Raw genomic sequence first — 12,372 nt, 5'->3', positions numbered from 1 at the left:
AACTTTAACCCGGGGATCGTTATGATCCCCACCCCATAAGACCTTCTCCTCGGCAACGGCAGAGAAGGCTAAGGAAAACAAAATGGTAACCATCTGGCTGAAAAACCCTTTAGCCATTTACACTGGCTCAAACACAGATTTGGATGCACGCGGCGGCGTAGTGATTCAAGGCACTAAGGTGATTGAGCTGGTTCCTCTTGGTGCTCAACCAGCCAACAGACCCGATCAGGTGATCGATGCCAGTGAACATGTCATCACGCCCGGTCTGGTCAATGCCCATCACCATTTCTATCAGACCCTGACCCGCGCCTATCCGGATGCCCTGAACAAAGAGCTGTTCCACTGGCTCAAAACCTTGTACCCGGTCTGGGCCGGTCTTGATGAAGAAATGATGCAGGTCGCCACTGAGCTGGCATTGGTTGAGCTGATGATGTCCGGCTGTACAACCGCATCGGATCACCATTATCTGATCCCCCGCGGGCTGGAACATGCCATTGATATCCAGGTAGAGACAGCACAGAAACTGGGTATCCGTTCTATTTTTACCCGTGGTTCAATGAGTCTGGGCGAAGACGAAGGTGGCCTGCCGCCCCGTCATACCATCCAGAAAGAAGACACCATACTCGATGACAGCATGCGTCTGATCCGTCAGTACCACCAGCGTGGTGATGGTGCGATGACCCAGATAGCACTGGCACCCTGTTCGCCTTTCTCCGTCACAACCGATCTGATGAAAGAAACCGCCCGCCTGGCAGAACGTGAAAATGTCATGGTACACACCCATTTGTGTGAAACCATTGATGAAGAAAACTTCTGTCTGGAGCGTTTCGGTCTGCGCCCGGTTGATTACCTGGAAGAAACCGGCTGGCTGAATCACCGCACCTGGCTGGCACACGGTATTCACTTCAACGAAGAAGAGATCCGCCGTTTAGGACAGGCCGAAGTCGGGATATGTCACTGCCCGTCATCAAACATGATGCTGGCTTCCGGTATCTGCCGCAACAAAGAGCTGGAAGCAGCGGGCGTCAAAGTAGGCCTGGGTGTTGATGGCTCAGCGTCGAACGACGGCTCTAACCTGGTCAACGAAGTACGTATGGGTCTTTACATCCAGCGCTTACGTTATGGCTCAGCAGCTGTCACCCATTTCGATGCTTTGCGCTGGGCAACATCAGGGTCAGCACGCGCTATGGGTCGTGAAGACTTTGGTACTCTGGAGGTGGGTAAACAGGCAGACATCGCCATGTTCCGCCTTGATGATATCCGCTTCTCTGGCGCGCATGACCCACTGGCTGCACTGGTGCTCTGTGGCGCGCACCAGGCAGACAGAGTGATGGTGGCAGGCCAATGGCGCGTCCATGATGGCATGGTGATCGGGGTCGATTTACCGGCACTGCTGAGCCGTCATCAGGCAGCAGCAAAACGTCTGGTCGAGCGATTCCAGCAACGCCGGTAAACGAAATCACTCACAACCGCTTTGTTCAGGATAAATAACATCCAAGCGCTTTCGCTCTTTACCTCGTTGGGCGGAAGCGCTTTTTTATTGATTTAAAGTGTATCGGCGATTTCAAATGTATTGGCGATTCAAGTGTCTCGGCGACTTGATGTTTATCGGCATCAGGCTGATTTTATCTGACAACCGCGAATCACCAGTTGCGTCAGAAATTCTGCAGCATCGGCAAAATCCTGATCATCCAGTGCTTCTTTTTCCAGTACATTGCAAATCTGCCAGCTGAAATCGGCATAAGTCTGGGTCGATGCCCAGATAGTAAACATCAGATGCTGCGGCGACACTCGCGCCATCATCCCCTTCTCAATCCAGCGTTCCAGCTTGGTAATGATCATTCTTGACTGGGCCAGCAGCTCATCGCCAATATCTGACGGCAAATAAGGTGCGCCCGACATCACTTCGTTGGCGAACACTTTGGAGGCGAATGGGTGATCACGGGAAATCCGCAGTTTGGTCTGAATATAAGAGGTGAGTGCCTGAGCCGGATCATCCAGCTGCTCAATCGGGCTGGAGGCTTCCAGCAATGGCTGAGTCACACTTTCCAGCACTGCACGATAGAGGTTTTCTTTGGTCTTGAAATAGTAATACACGTTCGGCTTTGGGACGTCGGCCAGCTTGGCAATATCGGCCACTTTGGTTGCCGCGAAACCCTGCTCCGCAAACAAGCGGCCCGCAAACTTGATAATAACTTCCTGATTTTTTTCTCGAATACGTGACATAACCTGACTTCATCCCTCCAACCGATGCAACGCCTCATACTAGTCGAACTGACCCGCGAATCAAAGTCTGACAAAGGTATTTGCCTGATATCTCCGGTGGTTTCTCTGTTTTCTGCAGCGCTGCAAATTTTTTGCATCCAGTTACTGCCCCAACCGGGAAGTAACCTGGCAACGGGAGCAGACAACAGATACTCCTTTAACGCCTCAAGCCGTTTAGCATGAGATCCAGCGATTGTGCCGCTTCACTCAATGCCATCACACTGTCTTCGCTGCCTGCGATATAACGCGCTGTGTCCAGCAATGCCCCGTTGATCAGCCTGGCAAGCATAACCGGTGAGGTGTCGGGGATGATTTTGTCCTCGATTAATTGCGCCAGTAACCCGGCAATCGCTTCAATGCAGCTCATACGGACAGCCTGGATCTGCTCGCTCTCGAGCACCGATGACGCGTCCCTGATCATAATCCGCTGAATATCCGGCTCAGTCGCCATCTTCAGGTAGGCATGACAGCGCCCTGAAAAAGCGCTCCAGCTGTCCGGGGCGCTGGCTGATATCGCCTGCAGTCTGTTATCCATCTCCTGATCCAGCTGTTGGTACACGGCAAGAAACAGGCCTTTCTTACTGCCGAAGTGATGATACAACGCACCACGGGTCAAGCCCGCTCGGCCAGTCAGCTCATCCATTACGGTGTCGGCAAAGCCAACGGTACCAAACAGCGTACGGGCATGCTGCAGCAAGGCAAGCCTTGTCTGTTCCATCGTGATTGCTCTGTTCATGCTAGTTTTGGCCCCGAAAATATGAAAACAGGTTCATTTATAGTTGACATACACCGCGTATGTCAATTAGTTTCTTATGCATCCCATCCGCTATAAGTGCGCATGGGCATATTCTTAATGACTGACTGGAGATATTCATGGCGAACCCATACAAGGAACTGTTTCACGCCCCGGGAACATTGGCTTTTTCCCTGTCGGGGCTGATTGCCCGCCTGCCCATTTCAATGGCGGGCATCGGGATAATTACTATGATTTCCCAGATTCATGGTTCTTATTGGCTGGCTGGTGCGGTGGCTGCCACCTTCACACTCTCAACAGCCTTGATTGCTCCTCAGATTTCCCGCCTGACAGACCGCTATGGTCAGGGCCGCATCTTGCCCTTTGCGACGGCAATCAGTGTGCTGGGTATGCTGCTGCTTTTAGCCTGCGTTCATCTGGCTGCACCTGACTGGACACTGTTTCTGTTTGCGGCGTTGGGCGGGTTTATGCCCAGCATGCCCGCCATGGTCAGAGCGCGCTGGACACACATCTACAAAGGCCAGCCTGCCCTGCACACCGCTTACTCACTGGAGTCTGTGCTGGATGAAGTCTGTTTCATCGTTGGGCCTCCTATCGCCGTCGGTCTCAGCGTGGCTGTGTCGCCCATCGCCGGGCCGTTCGCGGCAGCGCTAATGCTGGCGGTTGGCATAGCATTATTCAGTTTGCAGAAAAGAACCGAACCGCCGGTATCAGAGCAAACTGAACATCAGCAGGGATCTGCACTTGAACCTGTCACCATGAAAATGCTGCTGCTGACTCTGATCGCTCTGGGCACCATAGTCGGTACGGTGGATGTGCTCAGTGTCGCGTTTGCCAAGCAGCAAGGCGTGCCTGTGGCAGCCAGTTTTGTCCTGTCGGCCTACGCCGCGGGGTCCTGTATTTCTGGTCTGGTGTTTGGCGCACTACGCCTGAACCTCGCTCTGCCAAAACAGTTGTTACTGGCTTCCATCGCCACTGCGACAGCCACACTCCCGCTGCTGGTGGTATACGATGTACTGACGCTATCCGTCTCCGTTTTCGTCGCGGGCATTTTCTTCGCACCCACCATGATTGTGACTATGGGCCTTGTGGAAAAGATTGTGCCTGAGTCAAAGCTGACAGAAGGGTTTACCTGGATGATCACAGGACTGGGCATAGGCATTGCCGCTGGTGCAGCATTAACTGGCTGGGTGATTGATGAAATGGGGATTCGCGCCGGGTTCGCCGTCACTATTGTGGCGGGCGGCGGGGTTCTGCTGGCAAGCGTGTATTGTTACCGTTTACTGCAACAACGTATGGCACTGCAAGCGGCCTGACCGGTAACGGGAAGAGACGCGTTGGCATATATCGGGAAAAAAGAGCAGGCTCATACTCTGAGTTTGCTCTTTTTCCTCTGACTTTATGTCCGGCGTTTAGCCAGAGCGGTATCGAGAAAACTGACAATCCAGGACACCACCCGTTTGTCATCCGCCGGTTGCGATAGCGAGTCGATACCTTTTTCATAGGCTTCTGCGGCGTAAATCTGCTGCCGGGCTGTCATCAGATCTTTCACATAAGCTTTCGTGAACTCAGGATGTCCCTGTATACCCAGAAAGTAAGTCTTTATCTGGATCATGGCAAAAGGACAGAAATCACTGCCTGCCAGTACTCGGGCATCTGCAGGCAACCGACTGATCTGATCCTGATGGCTGACCACAAGAGAAACTGTTGGCCCGGCACCTTTCATCCAGCCGGCTTTTTTCTTCACCGCATAGCCGTTGACACCTAGCCCCCAGCCTCTGCCGGATGTCACCACTTCGCCACCCAGCGCCTTTGCCATCAGTTGATGACCAAAACAGATACCCACAAAGGGCTTTTTCTCTTCATACAGCCTTTCAATGAATGCCATCAAGTGTCCGATCCAGACAAAGCCGTCATTAGCGCCGAATTGACTACCAGAGGTAATATAAGCATCGCACTCATCAACATCTTTGGGGTATTCACCGTCAATCACACGGTAGAACACCAGAGTGATTTGTTTTGAATATTCATGAAACAGAGCGGAAAACATATCCCGATAGTTACCGTGAGTGGCCTGAAGCTCAGGCGCCACATCATCACACAAGAGCACACCTAATCGCATTGTCATCTCTCCCTGTCTGTACCATCGCGACTTAAATGATTTCGAAATACCGGGCAAGCTCCCAGTCTGTTACCTGCTTTCTGAACTCGCGCTCTTCCCACTCGCGAGTTGCGGCAAAATGCTCTACAAACGCCTCTCCCAGCAGGGAACGGGCCGCATCGGAGGCCCTGAAACGCTGCGCGGCCTCCCACAACGTGGCTGGCAGCGCCAGTTCGGCAGGCTGTGGCTGATCATAGGCATTACCAGTTACCGCATCCAATGGCTGCCATTGATTCATGATGCCGTACAAGCCTGACGCTACAGCCGCCGCCAGTGCCAGGTAAGGGTTGGCATCTGCTGCGCCAAGCCGGTATTCGATGCGCTGGGATGTCTCGTTCCCCGGTATTACCCGCAGCGCCGTTGTGCGGTTTTCAATGCCCCATGTCGCGTGCGTCGGCGCCCAGAAGCCGGGCACCATACGGGTATAACTGTTGATCGTTGGGGCAATCATGCACAAGAATTCGGGCATCAAACGTTGCTGGCCCGCCAGAAACTGCCGTTGGATTGTGCTCATGCCATGAGTTTGGCTGGCACCATAAAAAGCAGATTGACCGTTTTTATGCTGGAGGGAAATATGGATGTGGCCGCTTTGGCCGGGATAGTCCATGGACCATTTCGCCATGAAGGTTGCCAGCAAATTCCGGCGCTGCGCCAGCACTTTCATGTAGGTTTTGAACAGCGCGGCTTTGTCTGCTGCCGCTTCCGCCTGATCAACAGTAATCGCTGCTTCAATCACACCCGGTCCGGTTTCTGAATGAATACCCTCAATGGGGAAATCCATAATCTGGCCCATCGCCAGAATGTCGTGATACAGCTCGCTGTATACCGAGTTGCGGATCATGGAATAGCCAAACCAGTCCGGCGTGACAGTTTGCAGATTGCGGAAGCCTTTCTCCCGTGCAGAATGCGGTGTTTCGCGAAATAAAAAGAATTCATATTCCAGCGCGGCCTGAACCTCGAACCCCAGCGCCTCCGCTTTTGCCAACACTCGGCGTAACACCCCGCGTGGACACACAGCTTCAGCCACACCGGTAAATTCAGCAATAAAGAGCAGCATGCCCTCTTCGTCCAGCACATTACGGCAGGTATGCGGCAAGATTCGCACGGGGGCATCCGGATACCCGGTATGCCAGCCCGTATACCGGGTATTGTCATAGAGCTGATCTTTCGCATCCCAGCCCAGCACCACGTCGCAAAAAGAAAAACCCTTCTCCAGTGATGCAAAAAACTTGGCTTTGGACATATATTTGCCGCGCATGATGCCGTCATTATCGAACAGGCCGACCTTAACATGGGTCAGGCCACGCTCTTCGACAATCGCTTTTGCATCGGCCACGGATTTTACTGCTCGCGCTTCCATCATCAGCCTCACCCCTTTTGCTCAACCCGCAGAGCAGCACCGCACAACAGCTACAGTTCGCTCTTACATTAAGCTTAGATGCGATTTTGCAACATACTGAGTTTCAGGCAGTTTTAAGAGGGAGATCTGGATCAATATCGGCGCGTCGCGCGCTGTCGTCAGGCTGTATCCCGCAAGCATCAGCCAAGCCCGACACCTCTAGCCATCAGTACAGCCAATAAGGGAATCACAAGCAGCAGTAATAACTCCAGACGGATAAGAATAACAATGGCAGGCGGCACCGGAATGGTTTCGCGGGTTGTGCGTCTGTGTCTGTAAAAGAAAACAGTTGGAAAAACCGACAAAGCAGCCACTATCAAAAACAAGGTCACTTTGGCATGAAAGACCGGATTCGCGGTGTAAAAATCGGCAGGTTTGCCCACCAGAAACCACATTGCCAGCCCGGCCAAAAGCACAACAACGGCTGAAATGCCATAGACAGCATCCAGCCTTGCCAGACGATGCATTTCCTCAGCTGTCAGGCGACGTTTGATCAACATATGCTCGACCACCAGCACGGAGAAGAGTGCAAAAATACCGATAAAGTGGAAATAGCGGATCACGATTTCGAACATACAGGGTCCTTATTGTGCAAAGTAACAAAGGTGCAAAGAGTTAATTATCGCCCGATGTTGTTAAAAAATCTGCAATTTTCTGATAGGTGGCGCGACACTGAATCGGCACTAACGATTCAAGATTAAGGTACGCGTGGATCATGTCATCAAGATGAAAATGTTCGGTAGGGATTCCCAGCGCTGACAATTGCTGTACATAAGCCACACCTTCGTCCCTTAAGGGGCAGAATTCAGCCGTGATCATCAGCGTTCGGGGCAGCTGGGCGCTCTTAGCCATAAACAACGGGGAAGCGGCCTGCCTGTCCTCGCCATGCTGAAAATAATGATCAAAATACCACTGCATTTTATCCTGCTGGAGAAACAGCCCTTTGCCGTTTGCGGTGACCGAAGGCTGGCTCATGGTGTAATCCAGGCTGGGATAAATCAGCACCTGATTATCTATGCTAACGTCGGGATGGTCCTGATAGTCAGCACTCAGTGTGGCCGCCATCGCGCCGCCCCCTGAATCCCCCACCAGTGACAGTGTCGGTAAATACGCTAACTGATGCTGTTCAAGCAAAGGCCAGAGTTGACCGATAACAATGCGGGCATCCGATAATCCGTTGGGATAGGGCCACTCGGGCGCCAAACGGTAATCAATCGACACCACTATGTGTTGCGTGGCTTTTGACAGTTTCCGGCAGATAGCATCGTACACAGCCACACTGCCTGCCATGTGGCCACCGCCGTGCAGAAAAACAATAACAGGCAACGGCCTGTCAGGTGCTGGATGATAAATACGGACAGGAACAACCTGTGTGTGCTCAGTGACACAGGTGTCGAGTACTCTGGCTATGTGGGGCGAATCAGTCACACAAGTTGCCGTCAGGGTCGACAGTCCGTCCCGTACGGCTTCAACCGTGGCAACGTAGCCAGATTGCATCAGTTGCGCCAGCCCCTGATTGTAGGCATCCAGCCAGATTTTCAATCCATTATCCAGTTTTACCATGACTTAGCCGACGGACTCCTTACCGTTCATTTTCCTGCATTCGCCGTACCAGCTCGGTTTCTATCCAGCTCGCCATCAGTTGCAGAGTATCGGTATCTATGTCTTTGAATGTGCGGGGATAAGGGGCCGGACTGGAAAAGTTCAGTGTTCCCCAGGTCACTCCACCCACATGGATAGGAATAGCAATATAGGATTCAAGCCCAAAGTGCCGGTAGGCTGGATGGCTCCCCAGTATATCGCTGTTACCGACATGCTCAACGGCAACGACACCGTTTGATTCGCAAGTGACTGCGCAGTACGTCATACCAAATTCAAATTGATTGCCGGGCATAAGAGGCATGTGTTCCGGGCAAATACAATGGCGTATGGTGTAAGTATCACCTTCCACCTGCGCCAGGATACCGATGTCCAGATTGAAGCGCTCCAGTCCCAGCTGAATGAGCGCATTCATCTGGGCATCAAAGCCTTTATCGTAAAGCTGGGCAATTTCATTTAAACGGCGAATCACATTTTCGCTTTCAGAATATTCAGTGTGCATACATTCCCTTGTTTTGTTCGCTGCATCAGACACAGTGGATATGGCTAATAACTCAACCGTACTGAGTCAGAACAACGTATTGTCTGCGTAAAAACAGACAACCTGCGTAAAGACAGATAAGCAACTCGTTATGCATAAATTATTAATGCATGAACAGAGAGCATTTACCACCGGAAGCATCAGAGTTCATTGTCACTGATATCGTCAAGGATAGCCTTTGCTGACCATTCTGCCTGAAGATGTATCGATTTTTAGACCCAGGACATGGAATCCACAAGCCTATGAATAGGCTGCCTATACTGAAGGCGTAAGGGAGTATAGACATAACAGGCAGGAGGCATTTGGTTACTCAATGTACAGCCCTTAGATATGGAGTACTCGACAATGCATCGAACAGTCTCTCTTATGTTGTCAGGCTCATCCTTACTGCTGTCCTCCCTGATTTTAGCGGCGTCCGGCGCTCACGCCACCGATACTGCATTTTCAGCCGGCAAGAAACTGGCGCTGCTCAGCGGCCAGCAACCCATCTACTCACCACAGGTGAATATCGAAAAGCGCACAGGGCGAATCACCAGAGAAGAATTAAAAAATGGCGTGATGGACAGCCGTCACTATGTTGACATCGACGACTATCTGGCCAAACAGAACAAGAGCAATGCTGCAGTCCCACCGGATCGTTACTTTGTGGTTAACAGCATTCGGGTCACCCGACCTTACGGCAGTTGGTATGATGGCTACGGACAATATCGAACGAATCAGGAAGCCATCAACTGGCTGGGTTTCACCGCTATTCACTTCGAACTGCTAAACCAGCTCAATGAACACCAGCAACGGCGTCATGAACAAGCGCAGATAACGGCTACCACATCACCAGTGGGCCGCACTGTACAATGGCAGGACGGCGCCGCTTCTGGCTCGGTGAAAGCAACGCGGGAAGGTACAACCACCAGTGGCCGCTATTGCAGAGAGTTTCAGCAATTGGTCACAGTGAACGAGACAACAGAAACCGCTGTCGGCACCGCCTGCAAACTGCCGGACGGTACGTGGGAAGTGGTCTCTACCGGCTAGCTCAATTCAGTCGCCGCCAGTTCCGCACCGCATTCCAGTCTGGCGGGATGCTCAACAAGGCTGATATAGCAAGCCGCGCCGCAAAACAGACTGGCACTGAATGCCGCCAGAGCACCGAAGAATTCCGTGCCAGTCACCACCAAAGACATCATGGCTCAGGCTATTTTTTCAGCTTAAAGGCAACAATATAGTCCCCAAGCGTTGTGCCGATTGAGCCATGTCCCCCGGCCACAATCACCACCATCTGCTCGCCCTGGCTATTGAGGTAAGTCATAGGTGTGGCTTGTCCGCCGGCAGGCAGGCGGGCTTTCCATATTTCTTCACCGTCGCTGAGATCATAAGCACGCAGATAGTTATCGACTGCGGCTGCCATAAAGACAACGCCGCCTTTGGTAATGATCGGCCCGCCTATGCCGGGGACGCCCATTTCGATGGGCAGCGGCAAGGGAGTCAGATCGCGAATTGTCCCGTTTCTGTGCTTGTAAACAACGTTGCCCTGACTCAGATCAGCACCGGCCACATAACCCCAGGGCGGTTGCTGACAAGGCACGCCCAGCGGTGATAAGAAAGGTTTGAGGCTCACGGCGTAATCAGCACCTTGGTTGGCATTCACACCATGTTCCCCTACGTTGACCTCACCCAGTGACGCACTGCTGTCTTTCTTAATTAAGGTAGAAGTAAAAGCCAGATAAAGCGGCATACCGAACATCACCTGCCGCTCTGGATCCACGGCGATCCCGCCCCAGTTAAAGACACCGAAATTACCGGGAAAGACGATAGTTCCCTGTTCTGATGGCGGGGTATAGCGGCCTTCATAACGCAGCTGGCGAAACTGAATACGGCAGTAGAGCTGATCAATCAGCGTAGCGCCCCACATGTCTTTCTCTTCCAGCGGCGGCGGATTAAAATTCAGTGCTGATTCAGGCTGGGTCGGAGAGGCAAAATCGCCATCTATTGTTTCCTGAGGTGCTGCCACTTCGGTAATCGGATGGATCGGCTCGCCAGTCGCCCGGTTCAGTACATAGACATCGCCTTGTTTCGTCGGCACAACCAGCCCAGGCAGCAGACCACTGTCGGTCTGAATATCTAACAGGCTCGGTTGCGCGGGGGTATCCATGTCCCACAAATCATGATGAACAAACTGCTGTACCCAGACTGGCTGACCATTATCCAGGCGCAATGCCACGACCGAAGAAGCGTATTTTTCTTCCTCCGGGGTGCGGAACATGCCCAGCTGATCCGGGGTTCGGTTGCCCATAGGGATATATATCAAGCCCAGCGCTTCGTCTGCACTGGCGACAGACCAACTGTTCGGCGAACTGGTCGCATACAGTTTATCTTTGGCAATCGGCTGGGTATCGGTTGGATTGGCCGAATCCCAATTCCACTTCAAGGCTCCGGTTTTGACATCGTAGGCACGGATAACACCGGATGGCGAGTTGATGTCATAGTTGTCATTGACGGAACCGGCCACGACCACGACCCCTTTCGCCACCACAGGCGGAGAGGTGGAATAATAATAACCGGATTTGGGGAAGGGCATATTGTGCAGTAAGTCCAGCACTCCGTCTTCAGCGAAATTTTTACAGCGTGCACCGGTGGCCGGATCCAGCGCAATCAGCCTGGCATTTGAGGTCGGCAAAAAGATCTGCGCATCGCAATCAACACTGGCTAATGTTTCCGCCGCACCGGAACCGGGCTGCGAAATCATGGCCGGTTCACCTGCCTGAGGCGCGAGATAAGACACCCCGCGGCAAGTCTGGTGCTGGCGCTGGTTGTCCTCGCCGACTTTCGCGTTATACACCCAGCGCTGCTGGCCGCTGTCGGCATCCAGTGCCACCAGCCAGTTGTGGGGTGTGCACAAATACAAGGTATTGCCGATTTTCAGCGGCGTAGCCTCATAAGTAAATTCCCCGATATCCCCTTTTCTTTTCACATCATCGGTTTGGTACTGCCAGGCTTGCTCTAACTTACCCACATTCTGCGGAGTAATAGCCTCCAGCGGCGAGTAACGCTGCCCAAAATTGCTGCGGCCGTAGCTGTACCAATCCCCTTCAGGTACCTGCCCCAGCTTCGGTGTCTGGACAATAGTGGATGTGTTTAACTGACCTTCCAGCTTGTGGGTGTCGTTAAACATGCTGCCCAGCGTCACCAGCGCGACTAACCACCAGTACGCGGTCAGACGGCTGATTCTGGTTCGCCCCATCAGACGGAAAGAAAACAGCAGCGGTATACCTAAAACCAGCAGTAATCCCATCCTGCTGGCCAGTGGCCACCAGTCATAACCAGACTCCCACAATGACCAGATCAACGATGCCAGCAAAAATAAACCGTACAGGATCTGCGCGTTACCCCGCTTGGTTCTGATTTTGGCTGCAACCAGCAAAAACACCACGCCAGCGATGGCAAAATACCAGCTCCCCCCCAGAGAGATCAGCCACAGACCTCCTCCAAACAGCACCAGCCCGATGAGGAAATACAGAAATGCGATGAATCCCATGCGCCTCTTCCTTCTTAGTGTTATTCGGCCAATTCGGACGGTAAACATAACGGGTCACTGACAAGCTGACCGTACCTAAAAAAGCGTAGACTATGTGGAAAAGAAGTACTGAAATTCAATCAGA

Annotated in this window: 12 protein-coding genes; 3 read left to right on the top strand and 9 right to left on the bottom strand. The window is 52.6% G+C overall.

Annotated elements, in window-relative coordinates; all coding sequences use genetic code 11:
* Positions 1 to 82: 82 nt before the first annotated feature.
* Positions 83 to 1,453, top strand: coding sequence for an 8-oxoguanine deaminase (locus Q4491_RS07975; RefSeq protein WP_303456217.1), 1,371 nt, complete (start codon positions 83 to 85; stop codon positions 1,451 to 1,453).
* A 161-nt stretch (positions 1,454 to 1,614) separates the two neighbouring features.
* Here Q4491_RS07975 and Q4491_RS07970 read toward each other — a convergent pair whose 3' ends face one another.
* Positions 1,615 to 2,226: a TetR/AcrR family transcriptional regulator gene (locus Q4491_RS07970; protein ID WP_192015016.1), complete on the bottom strand. Its 612-nt coding sequence runs from the start codon at positions 2,224 to 2,226 to the stop codon at positions 1,615 to 1,617.
* A gap of 196 nt (positions 2,227 to 2,422) precedes the next feature.
* Positions 2,423 to 2,983 carry a TetR/AcrR family transcriptional regulator gene (locus tag Q4491_RS07965; protein WP_303456215.1) on the bottom strand — a complete coding sequence of 187 codons (561 nt, stop codon included), beginning with the start codon at positions 2,981 to 2,983 and terminating at the stop codon, positions 2,423 to 2,425.
* Positions 2,984 to 3,138: 155 nt separating this feature from the next.
* Here Q4491_RS07965 and Q4491_RS07960 point away from each other — a divergent pair, with 155 nt between their 5' ends.
* Positions 3,139 to 4,335 (top strand): MFS transporter, encoded by a 1,197-nt coding sequence (locus Q4491_RS07960; protein WP_303456213.1) that lies wholly within the window; start codon positions 3,139 to 3,141, stop codon positions 4,333 to 4,335.
* Positions 4,336 to 4,418: 83 nt separating this feature from the next.
* Here the strand turns inward: Q4491_RS07960 and Q4491_RS07955 are convergent, their stop codons facing one another.
* From Q4491_RS07955 to Q4491_RS07935, 5 genes are all read right to left on the bottom strand, one after another.
* Positions 4,419 to 5,141: a gamma-glutamyl-gamma-aminobutyrate hydrolase family protein gene (locus tag Q4491_RS07955; RefSeq protein WP_303456211.1), complete on the bottom strand. Its 723-nt coding sequence runs from the start codon at positions 5,139 to 5,141 to the stop codon at positions 4,419 to 4,421.
* Positions 5,142 to 5,172: 31 nt separating this feature from the next.
* Positions 5,173 to 6,543, bottom strand: a complete 1,371-nt coding sequence (locus tag Q4491_RS07950) for a glutamine synthetase family protein (protein WP_303456209.1) — start codon at positions 6,541 to 6,543, stop codon at positions 5,173 to 5,175.
* Between the two features lie 176 nt (positions 6,544 to 6,719).
* Complete coding sequence (locus Q4491_RS07945; protein ID WP_192015006.1) at positions 6,720 to 7,154, bottom strand: DUF2214 family protein; 435 nt, start codon at positions 7,152 to 7,154, stop codon at positions 6,720 to 6,722.
* Positions 7,155 to 7,194: 40 nt separating this feature from the next.
* The gene (locus Q4491_RS07940) at positions 7,195 to 8,142 is read right to left on the bottom strand and encodes an alpha/beta hydrolase (protein ID WP_303456206.1); all 948 of its coding nucleotides are present in this window, start codon (positions 8,140 to 8,142) and stop codon (positions 7,195 to 7,197) included.
* A 19-nt stretch (positions 8,143 to 8,161) separates the two neighbouring features.
* Positions 8,162 to 8,680 carry a GAF domain-containing protein gene (locus tag Q4491_RS07935; protein ID WP_303456204.1) on the bottom strand — a complete coding sequence of 173 codons (519 nt, stop codon included), beginning with the start codon at positions 8,678 to 8,680 and terminating at the stop codon, positions 8,162 to 8,164.
* A 384-nt stretch (positions 8,681 to 9,064) separates the two neighbouring features.
* Here Q4491_RS07935 and Q4491_RS07930 point away from each other — a divergent pair, with 384 nt between their 5' ends.
* On the top strand, positions 9,065 to 9,748 hold the full coding sequence (locus Q4491_RS07930) for a hypothetical protein (protein WP_303456202.1): 684 nt from the start codon (positions 9,065 to 9,067) through the stop codon (positions 9,746 to 9,748).
* Here the strand turns inward: Q4491_RS07930 and Q4491_RS07925 are convergent.
* Positions 9,745 to 9,900, bottom strand: coding sequence for a hypothetical protein (locus Q4491_RS07925; RefSeq protein WP_192015002.1), 156 nt, complete (start codon positions 9,898 to 9,900; stop codon positions 9,745 to 9,747). The genes Q4491_RS07930 and Q4491_RS07925 overlap by 4 nt on opposite strands.
* 8 nt (positions 9,901 to 9,908) lie before the next feature.
* The gene (locus Q4491_RS07920) at positions 9,909 to 12,248 is read right to left on the bottom strand and encodes a membrane-bound PQQ-dependent dehydrogenase, glucose/quinate/shikimate family (RefSeq protein WP_303456200.1); all 2,340 of its coding nucleotides are present in this window, start codon (positions 12,246 to 12,248) and stop codon (positions 9,909 to 9,911) included.
* Positions 12,249 to 12,372 lie beyond the last annotated feature (124 nt).

Source organism: Photobacterium sp. 2_MG-2023 (genome assembly GCF_030547675.1).
Lineage (GTDB): Bacteria > Pseudomonadota > Gammaproteobacteria > Enterobacterales > Vibrionaceae > Photobacterium > Photobacterium arenosum.
Note: the sequence above shows the minus strand (reverse complement) of the source record. Positions and strands in the feature narration are given on the sequence as shown.

Bases quoted from the DNA above. Each gene is read 5' to 3' on its own strand.
- Q4491_RS07975 (WP_303456217.1), top strand. From the start codon at position 83: ATGGTAACCATCTGGCTGAAAAACCCTTTAGCCATTTACACTGGCTCA.
- Q4491_RS07970 (WP_192015016.1), bottom strand. From the start codon at position 2,226: ATGTCACGTATTCGAGAAAAAAATCAGGAAGTTATTATCAAGTTTGCG.
- Q4491_RS07965 (WP_303456215.1), bottom strand. From the start codon at position 2,983: ATGGAACAGACAAGGCTTGCCTTGCTGCAGCATGCCCGTACGCTGTTT.
- Q4491_RS07960 (WP_303456213.1), top strand. From the start codon at position 3,139: ATGGCGAACCCATACAAGGAACTGTTTCACGCCCCGGGAACATTGGCT.
- Q4491_RS07955 (WP_303456211.1), bottom strand. From the start codon at position 5,141: ATGCGATTAGGTGTGCTCTTGTGTGATGATGTGGCGCCTGAGCTTCAG.
- Q4491_RS07950 (WP_303456209.1), bottom strand. From the start codon at position 6,543: ATGATGGAAGCGCGAGCAGTAAAATCCGTGGCCGATGCAAAAGCGATT.
- Q4491_RS07945 (WP_192015006.1), bottom strand. From the start codon at position 7,154: ATGTTCGAAATCGTGATCCGCTATTTCCACTTTATCGGTATTTTTGCA.
- Q4491_RS07940 (WP_303456206.1), bottom strand. From the start codon at position 8,142: ATGGTAAAACTGGATAATGGATTGAAAATCTGGCTGGATGCCTACAAT.
- Q4491_RS07935 (WP_303456204.1), bottom strand. From the start codon at position 8,680: ATGCACACTGAATATTCTGAAAGCGAAAATGTGATTCGCCGTTTAAAT.
- Q4491_RS07930 (WP_303456202.1), top strand. From the start codon at position 9,065: ATGCATCGAACAGTCTCTCTTATGTTGTCAGGCTCATCCTTACTGCTG.
- Q4491_RS07925 (WP_192015002.1), bottom strand. From the start codon at position 9,900: ATGATGTCTTTGGTGGTGACTGGCACGGAATTCTTCGGTGCTCTGGCG.
- Q4491_RS07920 (WP_303456200.1), bottom strand. From the start codon at position 12,248: ATGGGATTCATCGCATTTCTGTATTTCCTCATCGGGCTGGTGCTGTTT.